A 16,689-nucleotide genomic window follows, 5' to 3' on the forward strand; every position below is an offset into this window, starting at 1 on the left:
TCAGCCCCGGATGTCCAGGAGGATCCGTTGCCCGCCGACCTCCTGGCCGGCGTAGAGCACCACGTTGCCCGGCCGGAGCCTGCCGAGCAGCGCGAGGGTCAGCGCGCGCTGACCCCCGGTCGGGATGACACCGCCGCCGGGCACCGCCACCTCCCCGTCCTGCCGGAGCACCGCGCAGCCCGGCCAGGCGCCGGTTCCCGCGGCCGCGGCCGTCGGCTCCGTCGTGGCCTCCGCGGCGGCCGGGCGGGCGGCGTAGCGGTGGCCGCGCAGCGCGCGCCCGAGGTCGGTCGTCCATTCGTGGCCGTCGAAGCCCACCACCAGGCTGAGCGTGCGGGTGGCGCCGGGGCCGCCGGCGGCGCCGGGCACCAGCCGGTCGGTCAGGCCGACCACCTCGACGTCGCCGATCGCCCGCGCCGGGACGGACAGCGTGCTCGCGGTCTCCCCGTCCTCCTGCCCCTGGACGAAGTACGCCGTGTCCTCGGCGACCAGGGTCCCCTCGCGCAGGGCCAGGAGATACGCCGGGCCGAGCAGGTCGCCGTCGAGGGCGACCGGCGGCAGGACCACCGCGCCCCCGTGCTGGAACCCGTAGGCCCCCTCGGCGTACCCGCCCGTCACCGCCTCGGCGGCGAACCGGACGATCGCCGCGTGCGCGATCCGCCGGGTCATCACCTGGACGATGAACCAGTCGCGGGCGTCCCGGAGCCGGGTCAGACCGTCGGCGTCGGCGAGCACCCGCACCCGCGACGGGTCGGTGAACGGGATGAGGGCGTCCCGCAGCAGCACGAGCTGCCACAGCCACTCGTTGTACAGGTTGCGCGCGGCGTGCAGGCCGGGCTCGCCGATGAGCCGTTCCACCACCGGGGGGATCCAGGCGTACCCCACGCAGTTGCTGTGGATGTCCAGCAAACCCGGCGCGCCCGTGCCGGGCGTGCTCCGCACCAGGTCCAGCACCACCTCGGAGACCGCGATGGCGTTGTCCCGCAGCTCGCCCCTGACGTCCTGGTCGGCGAGCCCGGCGTCCAGCCGCAGCGTGGCGTAGGGGCCGGACATGCTCAGGCATGCCTCCAGCCCGGCGATGAAGTCGGCCCTGGTGGCCTCCCCGCCGCCCGCGGCGGCGACCGCCGCTTCCAGCAGCGTGCCCGCGGCGGCGACGAAGGTCGCCGGGTCCACCGGGCGGCCTCCGGCGAAGTCGTTCCATGTCATGCCCGTACCTCCGCGTCCTGGAAGATCGGCCGCCCCGACGCGTCGAGGCGGACCCCTGTCACCCGCTCCGCGAGGCCGATCGACGAGGCCTGCTCGAAGAGCGGGATGCCGTGCCCGCCGGAGAGGATCGCCTCGGCGGCGGCGTCGACGGCGCGGGCGCGCTCGGCGGGATCGAGCACCGTGGCGATGCGGGCGATCGTGCTGTCCACCTCGTCCGGCCGGGTGCGCCGCAGCGGGTTCGCGCTCTTCACCGGATACACGCTGGCGAGGACCGTGGGATCGCCTCTGGTCACCGCCCAGGCGACGAAGTCGTAGTCGCCCGAGCCCTGCCGCGCGCTGTTGGTGGCGTCGTCGAGCGGCGTCGGCCGCAGCTCGATCCCGGCCTCGGCGAGCTGCTGGGCCACGAGCTGATACAACGAGCCGTAGGGTTCGCTGGCCGAGTAGACCAGGTCGAAGGACAGCCGCTGCGACCCCTTGACGCGCACGCCGTCCGGGCCGCGCCGCCACCCGGCCGCGTCGAGCAGCCGGGCCGCCTCACCGGGCGCGTACGCCAGGCCGGCCGAGCGGTCTTTGTAGCCGGGTGTAGTGGTGGCGAGCACGTCGGTGGCCGGGCGTTCGCCTGCCGCGAGCAGCGGCGCGAACCGCGACCGGTCGAGGGCGGCGCCGATGGCCCGCCGTACGGAGGGATCGCGCAGCGCGGGTCGCGACTCGTTGGGCAGCAGCGTGTACACGATGCCGGGCCGGGTGGCCGACAGCAGCCGGGGACCTTGCTCGCCGAAGGACCGCTGGTCCTGCTGGAGCACCTGCAGGTCGGCGTCGAGCTGCCCGGACAGAAGGCTGCCGTGCCTGGCGCTCGGGTCGGTGACGATGGCGAAGGTCAGCGTGCGCACGCGCGGGACGCCTCGGTTGGCGGCCGGCGCGCCCGGCCAGGCGTAGCCGGTGCGGGCGGACAGCCGCACCTCCTCGTTGAGCGCGACCCGGTCCAGCACGTACGGCCCGGAGCCGGCCAGCCCGCCCGCGCAGCGCTGCTCGGGGGTCTTCCCCAGCGTGCCCGGGGAGAGCATGCCGAGCGTCACCATCGAGGTGGCCTGGAGGAACTGCGCGCTCGGCGCCTCGAACCGCACCTCAACGGTCTTGGCGTCGAGCGCCGAGGCCCCGGCGTACCCGGCGAGGTAGCCCGAGCCGAGCGGGGACCGCGCGCCGAGCTTGGCGATGTCGTCGAGGTTGGCGACGACCGCGGCGGCGTCCAGCGGTGCGCCGTCGCTGAACGTCACGCCGTCGCGCAGGGTGAAGGTGAACCGCTCGGCCTGCTTGTCGACCTTCCATGACGTCGCGAGCCACGGCACGATCTCTCCTGTGCGCGGGTCCTGGTCGGTCAGCGAGTCCACGAGCTGACGCGACACGTTGAGATTCTGTGTCTGCGGGGTCTGGTGCGGGTCGAGGCAGCTCACCGGCTGGGCCAGCCCCGCGGTGAGGGCACCCCCGGCGGGCCGCTCGGCGTTCGCGGTCGCGCAGGCTGCGGCCAGCACGGCGCAGCACGCGAGCACAGAGGTCAGTCGAAGCACGGGCCCCAGTCTGCGAACCGGCGTCCTGAAACCCCTAATTCCGGTTCCCATTGTATGGAAACTGCCTCGGGATTTTCGTTCAATGGAACCCGGGCGTTGAGCACTCCGCCACCGGGGCGGGACCGTGCGAGGCATGGAGACAATGGAGCGTGACAGCCTCGTCGGTGAGCTGCTGGATGCCTACCGGACCCGCAAACCGGTCGATCCGCCGACCGACCGGCTCGCCGGGCTCACGATCGACGACGCGTACGCGATCCAGCTCGGCCAGGTCGATCGCCTGCTCGCGGACGGCGCGGTCGTCAAGGGCCACAAGGTCGGCCTGACGTCCGCGGCCATGCGGCGGCAGCTCGGGGTGGACGCGCCCGACTACGGCCACCTCACCGACACGATGTTCCATCCGGAGGGCGCGCCGATCGACGTGTCGCGCTTCCTGCAGCCGAGGATCGAGCCCGAGATCGCCTTCGTGCTCTCCCGGCCGCTGCGCGGCCCCGGCGTGACCGCGGCCGACGCGGTGGCGGCCGTGGACTTCGTGCTGCCCGCGCTGGAGATCATCGACTCCCGGGTCAGGGACTGGCGGATCACATTGATCGACACGATCGCGGACAACGCGTCCTCCGGTGGCGTGGTGCTGGGCGGCACCCCGGCCCGGCTGTCCGGCCTGGACATCCGGCTGGCCGGATGCGTGCTGCGGCGCAACGGCGAGATCGTCGGCACCGGAGCGGGTGCGGCAGTGCTCGGCTCGCCGCTGAACGCGCTCGTCTGGCTGGCCAACACGCTCGGCGAACGCGGTGTGACGCTGGAGGCGGGGCACACGATCCTGCCGGGCTCGGTCACCGCCGCGGTGCCGGTGGCCGCGGGCGACATCGTCCAGGCGACTTTCGCCGGTTTGGGGTCGGTGACCGCGGCGTTCGGGGAGGACCGATGAAGGTGCCCGCCGCGATCGTCTGGCCGGGCAACATCGGCACCGACCTGCTGGTCAAGCTGCTGCGCAGCGACGTGATCCACGTGCGGTACATGGTCGGCGTGGACCCGGCCTCCGACGGCCTGGCGCGGGCCCGCGCGCTCGGCGTCGAGGCGAGCGCCGAGGGAGTGGACTGGCTGCTGTCCCGGCCGGAGCCGCCGCGGAACGGGGCAAGGCGATCATCATCCTCAACCCGGCCGAGCCCCCGATGATCATGCGGGACACCGTGTTCTGCGCGATCGGCCCCGACGCCGACACCGGCGCGGTCACCGAGTCGGTGCACCGGATGGTCAAGGAGGTGCAGCGCTACGTGTCCGGATACACACATTGCGCGCCGAGCCGCAGTTCGACGAGTCGCGGCCGGAGTGGAACGACCGCGGGCGGGTCGCGGTGTTCCTCGAGGTGCGCGGCAACGGCGACCATCTCCCGCCATGGGCGGGAAACCTGGACATCATGACCGCCGCCGCGGCGCGGGCGGGCGAACTCCTGGCGGTGTCCCGATGAACGCTCCAGCGGACGAGGACAAGCACGTGGATGTCCGGATCAGCGACACCACCCTGCGCGACGGCAGCCACGCGATGGCCCACCGGTTCACGCCCGATCAGGTGCGAGCCGTGGTCCGCGCCCTGGACGCCGCGGGGGTGCGGGTCATCGAGGTGACGCACGGCGACGGCCTCGGCGGGCCCTCGTTCAACTACGGCTTCTCCGCCGTGGACGACGTCGAGCTGGTGCGGGTGGCCGGGGAGGCGGCCCGTGACGCGCGGATCGCGGTGCTGCTGCTGCCCGGCCTCGGCACGGTCGCCGACCTGCGTCGTGCTCACGACGCGGGCGCGACCGTGGCGCGGATCGCCACCCACTGCACCGAGGCCGACATCTCGGTGCAGCACTTCGGCGCGGCCCGCGACCTCGGCATGGAACCGTCGGCTTCCTGATGCTCGCGCACATGACCACCCCCGAGGCGCTGGCCCGCCAGGCGCGGATCATGGCGGACGCGGGCTGCCAGTGCGTGTACGTGGTCGACTCCGCGGGCGCGCTGTTGCCCGACGACACGCGGGCACGGGTAGCCGCGCTCGTCGCCGAGCTCGGCCGGGACGCGCAGGTCGGGCTGCACGGACACCAGAACCTGTGCCTCGGCGTCGCCAACTCACTGGTCGCCTATCAGGAGGGCGCCGGGCAGATCGACGGCACGCTGTGCGCGCCGAGGAGCGGTACGGCGTGCCGGCCCACGAGATCCTCCGCGAGGTCGGGGCAGCCGGCTACGTGGGCGGCCAGGAGGGCATGATCATCGACATCGCCGTCCGCATGTCGTCCGCCGCAGACGCCGGATGCGCCGAGGTCAGCGGGGTGTCATCCGGAGCGCGCCGTCCATCCGGATGACCTCGCCGTTGAGATAGTCGTGGTGGATGATCGTCAGCGCCAGGTGGGCGTACTCGTCCGGGCGGGCCGGCCTCCGCGGGAACGGAACGCCGGCCGCCAGACCCTCCCGGAACTCCGCGGAGACCGTGGCCGGCATCGGCGTCTCCACGATGCCCGGGGCGATGGTGTTGACCCGGATGCCGTACTGGGCGAGGTCGCGCGCCGCGGGCAGGGGCAGCCCGACGACGCCGCCCTTGGACGAGGAGTACGCGGCCTGCCCGATCTGCCCCTCATAGGCGGCGACCGAGGCGGTGTTGACGATCACGCCGCGCTGCGCGGCGGGGTCGGAGCCGGCGTGCGGCTCGCTCAGGCAGTACGCGTGAAGGCGGTAGTGATCATTTAAGCGGTGGCTTTCGTCTCGAACGGTGGTCCGGCCGCGGACCCGGGCCGGGGTGGACAGGGGGCGTTCAGACCACGGCGGAGCCGCCGAGCCGGGCCAGGGCCCCCGCGATCGACTCGGCGGGATCGCGATTGATGACGTCCTTCAGCCGCCCGGTGATCCGCACCTGCCCGTCGGCGGCCAGCGAGCCGAGGTCCCCGGTGCGGAACCAGCCGTCGGGGGTGAACGCGTGCGCGTTCAGCTCCTCGCGCACGTACCCGAGCATCATCTCCGGGCCGTGCAGCAGCAGTTCGCCCACCTCGCCCGGCTCGACGTCCCGACCCGAGGGGTCCACGGCGCGCAGCTCCACGCCCGGCGCGAGCCTCCCAACTGTGGGCCCGCGGGGAGCAGCCCGGTGGCGGGTCCGATCGGCCACGACGTACCTGCACGAGCGGGAGGCGCGGCGCGCAACTGGCGGTCTCCAGCCGGAAACCGGTTCCCGTCGGATGCGACGCTTCCGATGAATCCCGAATCGGTCACCCGGCATCGGAAATGGGTGGGTCCGCCTACCGTTCCGCCGGGGTTACTTTCCGTGCGGGTCGGCCGCGTTGAGCGTCGCGACGACCTGGTCGTAGTCGCCGCGGACCTCGCCGTAGCGGAGGAACTTCACCCGTTCGACCTGGATCTCCTTCGCGTCCGGCTGCGACTCCAGCAGCCCGACGGCCTCCGCGACGAACTCCTCCAGCGGCATCGCGAACTCGCTGGTCTCCTGGCCGGGCAGCAGCGCGGTGCGCACCGCCGGCGGCACCAGCTCCACGACCTTCACGGACGTGTCCGCGAGCTGCAGCCGCAGCGACTCGCTGAGCATGTGGATCGCCGCCTTCGAGGCGTTGTAGCTGGGCGTGACCTTGAGCGGCGTGAACGCCAGGCCCGAGGACACGGTGACGATCGTGGCGTCCGGCCGGGTCTGCAGGTGCTCGACGAACGCGGCGATCAGCCGGATCGGACCGAGCACGTTGGTCGTCACCGTCTCCTCCGCGGAGGCGAGGAACGACCCGGGCCGGTGCCAGTCCTCGACGCGCATGATGCCGGCCATCGTGACCAGGACGTTGAGGTCCGGGTGCGCGGCCAGCACCTGCTTCGCGGCGGACTCGATGCTCGCCGGGTCGGTCGTGTCGATCCGTACGGTGCCGATGCCGGGGTGTTCGGCCGCGATCCGCTCCAGCAGGTCGGCCCGCCGGCCGCCGACGATGACGGTGTTGCCCCGTGCCTGCAGTTCGAGCGCCAGGGCAAGGCCGATGCCGCTGGTGGAGCCGGGGATGAAGACGGTGTTGCCCGAGATGTTCATGGACCCAGTCTGGGACGGCGGATCCGGCGGTGGCAGAGAGCGCTCATCGGGGGATCGGCGATCCCTGCTTGGCGGGCCGCCGGACCTGCGCACGGAGCCGATACTCGAAGGCATGGACCGTGATGCGCTCGCCGACTTCCTGCGCCACCGCCGTGAGGCGCTGCGGCCCGAGGACGTCGGGCTCCCGCCCGGTGCCCGCCGCAGGGCCGCCGGCCTGCGGCGCGAGGAGGTGGCGTCGCTGGCCGCGATGTCCACCGACTACTACACCCGGCTTGAACAGCGGCGCGGCCCCCGGCCCAGCGAGCAGATGCTCGCGTCCCTCGCCCGCGCGCTGCGGCTGACCACCGACGAACGCGACTACCTGTTCCGGCTGGCCGGGCACAACGCCCCGGCGCCGGCGTCCGCCGCGACGCACGTCGCCCCCGCGCTGCTGCGGGTTCTCGACCGCCTCGACGACACCCCGGCGCTCATCCTGTCCAACCTGGGCGAGACGCTGGTGCAGAACCGGATGGCCGCCGCCCTGCTCGGTGACCACTCCGGCTACACCGGGTTCGCCCGCAGCGAGGTCTACCGATGGTTCACCGACCCCGCGGCGCGCCTGCGGTACCCGGAGCACGACCGCCCCCGGCAGAGCCGTGCTCAGGTCGCGAACCTGCGCGCCGCCTACGGCACGATGGGTCCGCAGTCCCGGGCAGGCGAGCTCGTCCGGGCGTTGCGGAAGGTGAGCCCCGAATTCGCCGAGCTGTGGGACCGGCAGGAGGTCGCGCGGCGTTTCGAGGACCACAAGACGCTCGTCCACCCAGAACTCGGCCCGATCGAGGTGGACTGCCAGGTGCTGTTCACCGAGGACCAGTCCCAGGCGCTGCTCGTCCTCACCGCTCCGCCGCACACCGAGGCCCACGAGAAGCTGCGCCTGCTCGCCGTCCTGGGTCACGAACGTTTCCCGGCCGACGCACCGCCGTCCTGAGCGCGGTGGGGAATGATTCCTCCCGTGTACCCCGACGACAGCGTGGCCGCCCGGATCTACCGTGGCCTGCGCGACGGCGACCTCGCCGCCGGTCCGGTGGTGGAGTTCGCCTGCCTGATGGAGGAGGGTGGCCTGAGCCGACCCCCCGTACGGGAGGTCCTGGAACGCCCGGTGGCGGAGCTGACCGCCGAGGACGTCACCCGCCTCGGACGGGCCCTGCTCGCCGCGCTGGATTTCCAGCCGGGTTTCGACCTGGCGCCGGAACTGTGGACGGCCCTGGAGACGGCGGTGGACGTCGTCCGGGCCGACCTGCGCGCCTCCGGGATCGATGGCTCGCTCGAACTCACCGTCCCCGACTGGGACGACAGCGGCTGCGCCCGGGTGGCGTTCCGCGGCTGCCACGGCTCACCCCCCATCTGGCCGCGCACCGGCGGCGATCCCGGGCAGGCGCTCGCCGAGATCGCCGACGCCACCCAGGACGCCGTCATGGAGGTCGTCTGGAGCGTCTGGCCCACCTGCCCGGACCACGGCCTCGGCCTGCACGCCGAACTGGTACGGGGCGCGGCCGTGTGGCGCTGCATGGGCGCGGGCGCCCACACCGTGGCCGCGATCGGCGAACTGCGCCCGTCACCGGGACGGCGGCGCCGGCCGCGCGGCCACGGCGGGTGAGCGACCGCGACGAGGCTCTTGGCCGACATCGGATCGAGGGCTCTGCGCTCGGGTGGCCCGTGATGTCGTACGCCCGTAACGGGTTTTATCGGCAGTGGGCGCAGCGTTCCCCGCAGAATAAGCGATAGTCGGCTCCAGCTTGAGAATTGCATGGATCACGGCCCATAGGGGCGCTGACGCGAATGTGAAGCCGCCCCTGACCAGTGTTGTCGGTCGCGGACGTGAGAGGTTGAGTGCGCGTCTTGCAGTACCGGTTGCAGTAGCCGACGGAAGTGCAGATGGAGACCAAAGAAGCTCAGCCGCCTGTCCGGGATCGTCTGGATCGGTACACTCGGCGCTCTTGTCAAGATCAAAGCATGGAGCCGAAATGCCGAAACCCCGCAAGGTCGGTCCTGTCGGGTGCCTTGCTCTCGCCTACTCCGCCCTTGTGCTGGCCCTGGGTGTCTACTCGATAGTGGTCCTGCTGACGGTTCGGGATCCGATTCTGCTTTCTGGGGTAGCGCTCATCTACCTCACATTCCCCCTCGGCTGGTTGATCTGGCAGGCATGGGACCTGCTGCCGGTCGAGCTGACGAATCCGATCGTGCTCACCATGCTTCTCATGGGTGCGGGATGGTCCCAGGCATGGTTGGTCTCGCGCCTCCTGCGTCGGCTGGCTCGTCGGAGCGGATCCGCCTGGTAGCGCTTTGTCAGGTCGGGCCGGCCTGACCCCGAGCACCTCGCTCATGTCCGGCAGCAACTGGAGTCCTTCGCTGCGGAGATGTTCGCCTCTACGGGCCGGCAGTGACCCGCGGGCGATCAGCCTGGAGCAGGAGCGCCCCCGCCGAGGCATCGAGTTCGTTTATCGCGCTTCGAGTGCCCCTTGACCGCCAGGCGGTCACTATCGATTGTGTAAGGACGGTCCACTACCTGCTGAGCCGGCCGGGTGGGACAGTGAGCACTATGAACACGGTCCTTAATGTCATCTGGTTGATCTTCGCCGGCCTGTGGCTCGCATTAGGCTACGTCGTGGCGGGGATCATCTGCTGCGTCCTCATCGTCACCATCCCGTTCGGCATCGCGTCGTTCCGGATCGCGGGCTACGCTCTGTGGCCGTTCGGCCGGACCGTCGCCGACAAGCCGTCCGCCGGCGCGTGGTCGGTGCTCGGCAACGTCATCTGGCTGCTCGTCGCCGGGATCTGGTTGGCGATCGGGCACATCGCCACCGCGATCCCGCTGTTCATCTCGATCATCGGTATCCCACTGGGGATCGCGAACCTCAAAATGATCCCGATCTCGCTGATGCCGCTGGGCAAGGACATCGTTCCCGTAAGCCGCGGATAAGTGACCCGCGTGGGTCTTCTCGGAGATCGAGCGCGTCCCATGCCCGGAACGACCGACCTGCCGAAGCTCCTTGTGTAGTACAGGACGCCGCGCCACCGGCTGTCCTCTGTGGCGGAGCGGCTTCAACACCCGTAGGCGGTACGGCGTGCTGGTGGATCATGGCCGCCCGGAGTTGTCGCGCCCATCCGGGTCATGAGGTCCTTGGGTCCCGCGTCCGACTCGGCCGCGAGGTGTGGTGCCGACAGGACGATCACTGAGCCCCCGCGATCCACCTATCTGGCACGGACGCCGGCTCTCGCCTTTCGGTGCCACAGCATGCTCGTACGGGTTTGACGTTCTCACGCCGACTCCCGGCATGATCGTCAGATGTTCGACTTCGGGATCAGTGGATATAGGCCCGCATGGTTGAGGGGGAGTTCAGCGGTCGCCGCCGCACATGGTCGGAGACTGGCCATGCTGGAAGGGCGGAGGCTGACGCGGGCTCTGTTGGTGTGGGACCTCGACGAGGGTGTTTGGTTCTCCGATGGCCTGGTCCTGTTGGACTTCGAGGGCGAGCAGGTCGAGATCGTCCACCAGAAATTCGATGAAATCTCGATCACGTGGAACACGGTCGATCTGGCTCGGCCGCTGGATTGGGCGGGGGAGGGATTCCGGCTGGCATGGCGAGGGGGCATGCCTGACCGTCTGGCGAGATTACAGGGGCAAAGGCTACAGGCTGTGGACCTTCTGACGTGGATGGATGAGGACATGGCGCAAGGCATGGTGGCTGTCGGGTTCCTTTTCCCGCATGGCCGGGTGACGATTTACAACGCTCTAGATGAGAACGGCATGGAGTTCGAAGAGCCTGATCAGCGGTATGCGCGCCAGAGGCTCAGGGCGTAGTGCTCATGATTCACTGGCAAGGCATATCGCCCCCGGAGATTTGAGCGGGTGACGGGAATCGAACCCGCGCTTTCAGCTTGGGAAACGCATGGATCACGGCCCATACAGGCGATGACCTGGCGTTGGGGTCGTTCATGAGTGACCGTGATTCCCCCTCGTCACCCTGCCTAATGGCACGCTGATGGCGCGACGATCAAGACTGCGGTGCTGGTCATGGGTGCTCTGTTGGGCTCACGGGTCGGGCGACAATCTGGAGCTCCAGAACATGGATGTCATCCTCATCGAGGACCTCATACCCCGCCGAGATCCAAATGGCTTTCATAGCGGTGCGCATCGCCTCGACGATTATTTCTCTTCCTTATCAGCACGATCACCGGGGGCCGCGGAGTCGGCGTCAAGCTTGGCTGGTGTCTCGGTGGTGGTGTACGGCCTAATTCGAACTGCAACCCTGGCTGATCTTCGGTTGCTCGTGCAACGGGTACAGTAGCGGCATGCTTGCCCGGATCATACTGGGGATGGCGCTTGCTATCAGCGCGCTAATGATTTCCTCGTGCGGTTTCTGGCAGACCACGACACGCGTCGACCCCGATCTCGTCGCCGAGATGCGGACGCTGGGTAGGGTTGTGGCGGATACCACCAGCGAATGGTACTGGGAGGGCGAGCACGATATCTCTGCAATCCTCGTCGTCGATGTCGGCGCTACGGACGCCGGCCGTGCCCTCGACCAAGTCGTCGAACGTCTTAGGTCCCACGGCTGGAAGCCCAGCACTTCGTCGGTGGGCTTCGTGAGCATGGAGTCGAGCCGATGGCCCGCGACGATCTTCGTTGAACCCTTGCACTCCTCTAATGATCCGTCGTCCGACGGATTTAACCCCGAGTTGGATGCCTCTAACGCGAGGCTGTTCACCGGGCTGCGGCAGCAGAAGGGTGCGGGCAGGTACGTGGTGCTGACAGCGGAGCCAAGTTATCGATGACTCGGGCGGGGACGTGCTCCCTGACCTGGGACTTCGTGTGTGGAGCGGGTGACGGGAATCGATCCCGCGCTGTCAGCTTGGGGATAGGCTACTGATCTTGCTGTCTTGAGCTGGGAAAATAGGGGTGCAGGTCAGGGAGATCCGAGTGACCGTGAGTTCCCGTGATTCGCCGCTGATCGCCGTCCGTTCTGGCACGCATCTGGCCCGCGATCAAGCCGGCGCTCGCGCATGCAGTCCCTGATTCGGGGCTGCTGGCGCCTGGGATGGCTGCGTCAGAGGGTTACCGTACGGGCATGACGCTGCGGAATCTTCCTGCTGATCTGCCGCCCGGGCGGTTGCTCACTCCTGGTGGTGCGTGGGGCGGCAACGGTGCGTGGACTGATGGGCCGGTGTGCTGGGTTTCAGATCAACCGGTTGACGACCTACCGGGCAAGTGGGCTCGACTGCAGGCTGCTTGCGAGCTGACAGGACTGCGCCCTATTGCGCTGGAGTACGTCGATGACGAACTGCTTCCTGAACGGCTGAGCGACATCGAGGCCGTGGACGTGGAGAACTACCTCATTGACAGTTGGAAGGCCTACTGCGCTTACCGTGAGGCAGCAAGGGTGACGCCCGTGTCCTACGACGAGGTTCCTGAAGGCGTTGAGGTCCCAGACGATCCGGGACCGCCGTACTCAGTGTGGCCGGGTCTCGCATCGGCCGACCTGCTGCATGCAGATCCCGATCTTGTGGCGTGTGAGGTGGTAGCCACAGAGATCTTCTCCGACCCCGGCTTCGCTACTCCGCACGTCGCGCTTGTGCCCGCCCCACGTTCCGCGGACATCCCCGCCCTAATGGGCTGGTACTTCGATGGGCCAAGACCCGCTGCGTTAGCCGCCGTCCTGCGGTCCTGGGAAGACCGCTTTGGTGTCCGCGTCATCGCGGCTTGTCATGGCGGCTGGAAGGTGTCGGTTGCCGCGCCTCCGACGACCAAGGAGCAAGCGGAGCATCTGGCCCTTGAGCACCTGTTGGTATGCCCGGATGCCCTCTATCAGGTGGGTGCTTGGACGTTCCCTGAATACGCCGAGCGCATTCTCGGTTCCCGGATTTGGCATCTCTGGTGGGACTAGCCTCTTGGGCAGTGCCACGTTCGGAGCTGCACCTACGCTCCGATGCCGAGTCTTCGTACGTGGAGCGGGTGACGGGAATCGAACCCGCGCTGTCAGCTTGGGAATTGCATAAATTAGGGCCCGTAGAGTCGCTGACCTGCGTGTGAGACCGGTCATGAGTGACCGTGGTTGACCCCTCGTCACCCTGCCTAATGGCACGCTAACGGCACGACGATCAAGGCTACGGTGCTGGTCATGCGTGCTCTGTTGGGCTCATGGGTCCGGTGACAATCCGGACTCCAGAACATGTTTGTCGTCCTCATCGAGGACCGCATACCCTGCCGAGATCAAGATGGCTCTCATAGCGTTGCGCATCGCCTCGACGATTACTCCCAGATGTTGCAACGCATGGGCTTGATGGTCAGCGCGTTCGAGGGCCTCTGTCGCTGCTCGGGTGAGCGCCGGTGATGCATTCCACCTGGCGAACCCCTCCCGCCGCGTCTCCGAATGGATCTATCTCCACGCTGACACCTTCCTCTGGACGCAGCTCGTCAGATGTTCGAATCAGCGTCACGGGTAGGCCAGCAGCGGTGAGGTCTGGAAACAACGCAGTCGGCGAGCTCATGCCACGCCTTGAGGACCTCGGGGGCTACGCGGTCGGGAAGCTCCACGGCAGGATGTTATGTGCAGGCGCGCACGCCTCCGCCTCCTGATCACCCCGTTTGCGATCGACCCGCCCGAAGGGGAAGCGGGCCTTGGTCTGCTCGGCTTGTCCGGGTCGATGGCGGGCGGGGTGACCAGGCCCCCTGCCGCAGCCAGCTACGGCCGGCCGGTTGTGCACCAGGCGTTCGTCCTCAACGCTCACCGGGCAGCAGTCGACAGGAGCTAACGAATGCACTCTGAACCGCACGAAGGTGCTTCTCCCAGGGTTTGGAGGGAACGGTTGCGCCACGTCTACTGGATCGGCGGCGGGAGTGGAGCCGGAAAATCCACCATCGCCCGACGCATCGCCGATCGGTACGGGATGCGTCTGTACGATACCGACGCGGTCATGCGCGACCACGCCCGCTGCATGCCCGTGGAACAAGCTCCTTACCTGGGCAAGTTCGCTGCCATGGACATGGACGAACGCTGGGTGGCCAGAAGTCCGCGCGAGATGCTCGATACCTTCCACTGGTTCCACGGCGAAGGATTCAAGCTGATCGTCGAAGACCTTCTAGCCCTCCCCGCCGACCTGCCGGTGGTCGCCGAGGGATTTCGGCTGCTGCCCGAGCTCGTCCAACCCCTGCTCGCCGAATTGCGCCATGCCGTGTGGCTGCTGCCGACTCCCCAGTTTCGCCAGGCGGTGTTCGACAGCCGTGGCGGACCGGCATGGGGATTCCTCGCCAAGACTGGTGACCCGCAGCGGGCGCTGCAGAACCTGCTCCAGCGCGACGCATTGTTCACCGATCGGCTCAGCAAGCAGACCTGGAATCTGGGCCTCTACGGGCTCAGGGTGGCTTCCGGGGACACCGAGGAAGATCTCGGACGGCGAGTCTCCGCGGTGTTCGGTCTTGAGGCGTAGGCGGTCGACGCGAGGTTCAGCGGCCGAAGCCCATCGGCATTTCAGTCGATGCCGAGGCCTACAAGCAGCGCAACCTGGTTGAGGGCTGTTTCGGCAAGCTCAAGCAGTGGCGGGCCACCGCCACCCGCTTCGACAAGCTCGCCAGCCGCTACCTCGCCGGCGTCACCATCGGCTGTCTGATGCTCTGGCTCCGAATGGCATGCTAATGGTACGCGGAGATCAAAGCGCCCCGGAAACAATCAACGCCCGGGCGGGGTTCTACTCCTTGACCTGGGAAAACAGGGTTGCAGGTCAGAGCTGGCCGAGTGACCGTAAGTCCCCGCGATTCACCGCTGATCGCCGCTCGTTCTGGCACGCATCTGGCACGTGCTCACTTTCCGGCCGGCGAGTGCCTGGAACGCCACCCCCCGCGCGATGATCTCATCGTCCGTGCGGGGCAGACGCACGTGGCCGGGCGGGTCGGGCCACAGGTCGATGGTGATCGCACCCCGCGGGAAGGCGGGGTTCTCCGGTGCGTTGCCCCGCGGGCGGATGACCCCAATCCGGTGCCTTGCCTGCTTGCCAACAGCTCTGGGAGCGTGCGACTCGGCTACAGAATTCCACACGGTCACGCCCGTTCGGCATGCCCGCGCTTCATGCTCCCGACGGCCGGCCACGCTACCGTCGCCGTGCCCGCGAATAACAATGATCCTCTGTTCATTCACTCCGAAACCGTGTCATGTGATTGCTGCACTCGGTCGAGCATGCCGCTAGCGTAGGAGCCCCGAATTCACCTCGACTGCACGGCACCGCACCCGACATTCACATTCGCTTACACAATTTCCAGCAACCGAGATTTGAAATCGACGACAATTGGAACCGAGGAATATCGTGAACAAGGAGCTGTCATGAGCCAGGGCACGGCCTCGGCCGGCGGCGGTGTCAGGGGCGTTCCTTCCGAGAAGCGAGCCGGCCGACACCCCTCGTTGGTCCTGCTCGTGGTGTCCACGGCGATCCTGCTCGACGCCCTGGATCTGTCCATCACTCAGGTCGCGCTCCCCGACATCCGCAGAAGCCTCGACTTGTCCACGGCCGGCGTGCAGTGGACCGTCAACGCCTACGTCCTCACCTACGCCGGTTTCCTTCTCTTCGGTGGCCGCGCCGCCGACCTGCTGAGCGCCCGCCGCGTCTTCCTCTTCGGCCTGACCATCTTCGGCGTCATGTCACTGGTCGCCGGGCTCTCGCCGAACGCGGTTGTGGTCATCCTCGCCCGCGCCGTCCAGGGCATCGGCGCCGCTCTCACCGTGCCCTCCAGCGTCGCGATCATCGCCGGCACGTTCGCCGAGGGCCACGAGCGCAACCGTGCCTTCGGCGTCTTCTCCGCGGCCGCCGCCTCCGGATTCTCCGCCGGACTGATCCTCGGCGGCGTCCTCACCGACCTGCTCAACTGGCGCTGGATCTTCTTCGTGAAGGTCCCGATCGTGGCCGCCACACTGATCATCGCGGTCCGCGTCATCCCCCACAGCGCCGAGCCCCATGACCGCTCGCGCAGCTACGACCTGCTCGGCGGCGTGCTCGGCACCGCCGGCCTACTGCTCATCGCGTTCACCGTCACGCAGATCGCCGACCACACTGTCCCGGTGCCTTTGGTCATCGCCTCCGCGGTCACCGCCGTGGTCCTGCTGATCGCGTTCGTCGTCAACGAGGCCAAGCACCCCGATCCTCTCCTGCCCCTGGGCATCTTCCGGATGCCGACCCTCCGCAACGCCGACATCTCGTCGCTGGCCGTGCTGGCCGCCCCGTTCGGCTACTCCTACGTGGTCACCCTCTACACACAGGAGGTTTTGCACTACTCGCCGCTGAAGACCGGTCTGGCGCTGCTGCCGGCGGCGGTGGCGTCCGCCCTGGTATCCCGCTATATCGCGCCAGCCCTCATCCGCCGCTATGGCATGCGCATCACCGGCAGCCTCGCCGGCCTGTTCCTGGTCGCGGTCGGATTCCTCATGCTGGCCCTTGTCGACGCCGGCACCGGCTACGTAACCGTGCTGCTGCCCTCATCGATCATCTGCCTGGGTCTCGGCGTGGGCAACGCCTACCCGACCTACGCCATCGGCGGCGTGACCGGGGTCGGTATCTCACAGCAGGGTCTGGCGGCCGGCATCCAGCAGACCGCCCTCCAGGTCGGCGGTGGGCTCGGCCTCGCCCTGGTGGCCACAGGCGTGAGCGCCTCGCTCGACGGCAAAACCGACCCGAACGACTACATCCCCGCCCTGCACGTCGGCGCAATCGTCGGCACCGTCATCACACTGCTCGGCGCGATCGCCACCCTCCTCGGCCGGATGGACACCCCCGAGGCGGTCGCCGAAGAACAGAAGCAAAATTAGGCATCTGAGCCATGCTGATGTCACGCGGACGCGCCGAGCATGTCCGC

General features: G+C 68.7%; 20 protein-coding genes and 1 pseudogene. 16 read left to right on the forward strand and 5 right to left on the reverse strand.

The features are described 5' to 3' along the window. Nucleotides 1–1,203 (reverse strand): hypothetical protein, encoded by a 1,203-nt coding sequence (locus tag Msi02_RS30660; RefSeq protein WP_204051455.1) that lies wholly within the window; start codon nt 1,201–1,203, stop codon nt 1–3. Further along, complete coding sequence (locus Msi02_RS30665; RefSeq protein ID WP_204051456.1) at nt 1,200–2,768, reverse strand: ABC transporter substrate-binding protein; 1,569 nt, start codon at nt 2,766–2,768, stop codon at nt 1,200–1,202. Before Msi02_RS30665 ends, Msi02_RS30660 begins: the two co-directional genes overlap by 4 nt. Nucleotides 2,769–2,901: 133 nt before the next feature. On the opposite strand from Msi02_RS30665, the gene Msi02_RS30670 reads away from it, so the two are divergent. The 7 genes and pseudogenes from Msi02_RS30670 to Msi02_RS43550 all read left to right on the forward strand — a co-directional run bounded on the left by Msi02_RS30670 (nt 2,902) and on the right by Msi02_RS43550 (nt 5,106). Then, nucleotides 2,902–3,693: a 2-keto-4-pentenoate hydratase gene (locus Msi02_RS30670; protein WP_239108827.1), complete on the forward strand. Its 792-nt coding sequence runs from the start codon at nt 2,902–2,904 to the stop codon at nt 3,691–3,693. Continuing rightward, the gene (locus tag Msi02_RS44815; protein ID WP_275414187.1) at nt 3,690–3,941 is read left to right on the forward strand and encodes a hypothetical protein; all 252 of its coding nucleotides are present in this window, start codon (nt 3,690–3,692) and stop codon (nt 3,939–3,941) included. Before Msi02_RS30670 ends, Msi02_RS44815 begins: the two co-directional genes overlap by 4 nt. Next, a pseudogene (locus Msi02_RS44820) lies at nt 3,914–4,003 on the forward strand (acetaldehyde dehydrogenase (acetylating)); the annotation flags it as partial. The gene Msi02_RS44815 and the pseudogene Msi02_RS44820, both read left to right, overlap by 28 nt. 53 nt (nt 4,004–4,056) lie before the next feature. Then, a complete protein-coding gene (locus Msi02_RS44825; RefSeq protein ID WP_275414188.1) occupies nt 4,057–4,233 on the forward strand; it encodes a hypothetical protein in 177 nt (58 codons plus the stop codon). Then, nucleotides 4,230–4,661, forward strand: a complete 432-nt coding sequence (locus Msi02_RS44080) for a hydroxymethylglutaryl-CoA lyase-like TIM-barrel protein (RefSeq protein ID WP_275414189.1) — start codon at nt 4,230–4,232, stop codon at nt 4,659–4,661. Before Msi02_RS44825 ends, Msi02_RS44080 begins: the two co-directional genes overlap by 4 nt. Before the next feature lie 11 nt (nt 4,662–4,672). Then, nucleotides 4,673–5,011, forward strand: a complete 339-nt coding sequence (locus Msi02_RS44085) for a hydroxymethylglutaryl-CoA lyase-like TIM-barrel protein (protein WP_275414190.1) — start codon at nt 4,673–4,675, stop codon at nt 5,009–5,011. Continuing rightward, a complete protein-coding gene (locus Msi02_RS43550) occupies nt 4,945–5,106 on the forward strand; it encodes a 4-hydroxy-2-oxovalerate aldolase family protein (protein WP_239108828.1) in 162 nt (53 codons plus the stop codon). Before Msi02_RS44085 ends, Msi02_RS43550 begins: the two co-directional genes overlap by 67 nt. Here the strand turns inward: Msi02_RS43550 and Msi02_RS44635 are convergent. Genes Msi02_RS44635 through Msi02_RS30695 form a run of 3 tightly spaced genes read right to left on the reverse strand, consistent with a single transcriptional unit; the run spans nt 5,066 to nt 6,812 of the window. Further along, nucleotides 5,066–5,617, reverse strand: a complete 552-nt coding sequence (locus Msi02_RS44635) for an SDR family NAD(P)-dependent oxidoreductase (protein WP_373308323.1) — start codon at nt 5,615–5,617, stop codon at nt 5,066–5,068. The two genes, Msi02_RS43550 and Msi02_RS44635, sit on opposite strands and share 41 nt — an antisense overlap. Then, nucleotides 5,553–6,011, reverse strand: coding sequence for an AMP-binding protein (locus tag Msi02_RS44090; protein WP_275414191.1), 459 nt, complete (start codon nt 6,009–6,011; stop codon nt 5,553–5,555). Before Msi02_RS44090 ends, Msi02_RS44635 begins: the two co-directional genes overlap by 65 nt. A gap of 36 nt (nt 6,012–6,047) precedes the next feature. Then, nucleotides 6,048–6,812: an SDR family oxidoreductase gene (locus Msi02_RS30695; protein ID WP_204051457.1), complete on the reverse strand. Its 765-nt coding sequence runs from the start codon at nt 6,810–6,812 to the stop codon at nt 6,048–6,050. 112 nt (nt 6,813–6,924) lie between these two features. Between Msi02_RS30695 and Msi02_RS30700 the strand changes: the two genes are divergently transcribed. The 9 genes from Msi02_RS30700 (at nt 6,925) to Msi02_RS30745 (ending at nt 16,642) form a co-directional block, all read left to right on the forward strand. Beyond that, a complete protein-coding gene (locus tag Msi02_RS30700; RefSeq protein WP_204051458.1) occupies nt 6,925–7,779 on the forward strand; it encodes a helix-turn-helix transcriptional regulator in 855 nt (284 codons plus the stop codon). Between the two features lie 24 nt (nt 7,780–7,803). Continuing rightward, the gene (locus Msi02_RS30705) at nt 7,804–8,448 is read left to right on the forward strand and encodes a helix-turn-helix domain-containing protein (RefSeq protein WP_204051459.1); all 645 of its coding nucleotides are present in this window, start codon (nt 7,804–7,806) and stop codon (nt 8,446–8,448) included. Nucleotides 8,449–8,815: 367 nt separating this feature from the next. Beyond that, nucleotides 8,816–9,130 (forward strand): SCO4225 family membrane protein, encoded by a 315-nt coding sequence (locus Msi02_RS30710; protein ID WP_079315391.1) that lies wholly within the window; start codon nt 8,816–8,818, stop codon nt 9,128–9,130. A gap of 260 nt (nt 9,131–9,390) precedes the next feature. Then, complete coding sequence (locus Msi02_RS30715; RefSeq protein WP_204051504.1) at nt 9,391–9,771, forward strand: YccF domain-containing protein; 381 nt, start codon at nt 9,391–9,393, stop codon at nt 9,769–9,771. A gap of 453 nt (nt 9,772–10,224) precedes the next feature. Further along, nucleotides 10,225–10,653 (forward strand): hypothetical protein, encoded by a 429-nt coding sequence (locus Msi02_RS30720; protein WP_204051460.1) that lies wholly within the window; start codon nt 10,225–10,227, stop codon nt 10,651–10,653. 491 nt (nt 10,654–11,144) lie between these two features. Beyond that, on the forward strand, nt 11,145–11,627 hold the full coding sequence (locus tag Msi02_RS30725) for a hypothetical protein (RefSeq protein ID WP_204051461.1): 483 nt from the start codon (nt 11,145–11,147) through the stop codon (nt 11,625–11,627). A gap of 293 nt (nt 11,628–11,920) precedes the next feature. Further along, nucleotides 11,921–12,736 (forward strand): DUF4253 domain-containing protein, encoded by an 816-nt coding sequence (locus Msi02_RS30730; RefSeq protein ID WP_204051462.1) that lies wholly within the window; start codon nt 11,921–11,923, stop codon nt 12,734–12,736. Between the two features lie 922 nt (nt 12,737–13,658). Further along, the gene (locus Msi02_RS30735; protein ID WP_204051463.1) at nt 13,659–14,279 is read left to right on the forward strand and encodes a shikimate kinase; all 621 of its coding nucleotides are present in this window, start codon (nt 13,659–13,661) and stop codon (nt 14,277–14,279) included. An 887-nt stretch (nt 14,280–15,166) separates the two neighbouring features. Beyond that, nucleotides 15,167–16,642: an MFS transporter gene (locus Msi02_RS30745; RefSeq protein WP_204051464.1), complete on the forward strand. Its 1,476-nt coding sequence runs from the start codon at nt 15,167–15,169 to the stop codon at nt 16,640–16,642. The last annotated feature ends 47 nt before the right edge of the window (nt 16,643–16,689 follow it).

This window comes from Microbispora siamensis, assembly GCF_016863095.1.
In the GTDB taxonomy this organism is placed as follows: Bacteria; Actinomycetota; Actinomycetes; order Streptosporangiales; family Streptosporangiaceae; genus Microbispora; species Microbispora siamensis.

Coding starts and splice junctions, on each gene's coding strand:
- Msi02_RS30745 (WP_204051464.1), top strand. CDS start 15,167: ATGAGCCAGGGCACGGCCTCGGCCGGCGGCGGTGTCAGGGGCGTTCCT.
- Msi02_RS30720 (WP_204051460.1), top strand. CDS start 10,225: ATGCTGGAAGGGCGGAGGCTGACGCGGGCTCTGTTGGTGTGGGACCTC.
- Msi02_RS30730 (WP_204051462.1), top strand. CDS start 11,921: ATGACGCTGCGGAATCTTCCTGCTGATCTGCCGCCCGGGCGGTTGCTC.
- Msi02_RS30710 (WP_079315391.1), top strand. CDS start 8,816: ATGCCGAAACCCCGCAAGGTCGGTCCTGTCGGGTGCCTTGCTCTCGCC.
- Msi02_RS30725 (WP_204051461.1), top strand. CDS start 11,145: ATGCTTGCCCGGATCATACTGGGGATGGCGCTTGCTATCAGCGCGCTA.
- Msi02_RS44090 (WP_275414191.1), bottom strand. CDS start 6,011: ATGCCGGGTGACCGATTCGGGATTCATCGGAAGCGTCGCATCCGACGG.
- Msi02_RS30660 (WP_204051455.1), bottom strand. CDS start 1,203: ATGACATGGAACGACTTCGCCGGAGGCCGCCCGGTGGACCCGGCGACC.
- Msi02_RS30670 (WP_239108827.1), top strand. CDS start 2,902: ATGGAGACAATGGAGCGTGACAGCCTCGTCGGTGAGCTGCTGGATGCC.
- Msi02_RS44080 (WP_275414189.1), top strand. CDS start 4,230: ATGAACGCTCCAGCGGACGAGGACAAGCACGTGGATGTCCGGATCAGC.
- Msi02_RS44085 (WP_275414190.1), top strand. CDS start 4,673: ATGACCACCCCCGAGGCGCTGGCCCGCCAGGCGCGGATCATGGCGGAC.
- Msi02_RS44815 (WP_275414187.1), top strand. CDS start 3,690: ATGAAGGTGCCCGCCGCGATCGTCTGGCCGGGCAACATCGGCACCGAC.
- Msi02_RS30715 (WP_204051504.1), top strand. CDS start 9,391: ATGAACACGGTCCTTAATGTCATCTGGTTGATCTTCGCCGGCCTGTGG.
- Msi02_RS30695 (WP_204051457.1), bottom strand. CDS start 6,812: ATGAACATCTCGGGCAACACCGTCTTCATCCCCGGCTCCACCAGCGGC.
- Msi02_RS30700 (WP_204051458.1), top strand. CDS start 6,925: ATGGACCGTGATGCGCTCGCCGACTTCCTGCGCCACCGCCGTGAGGCG.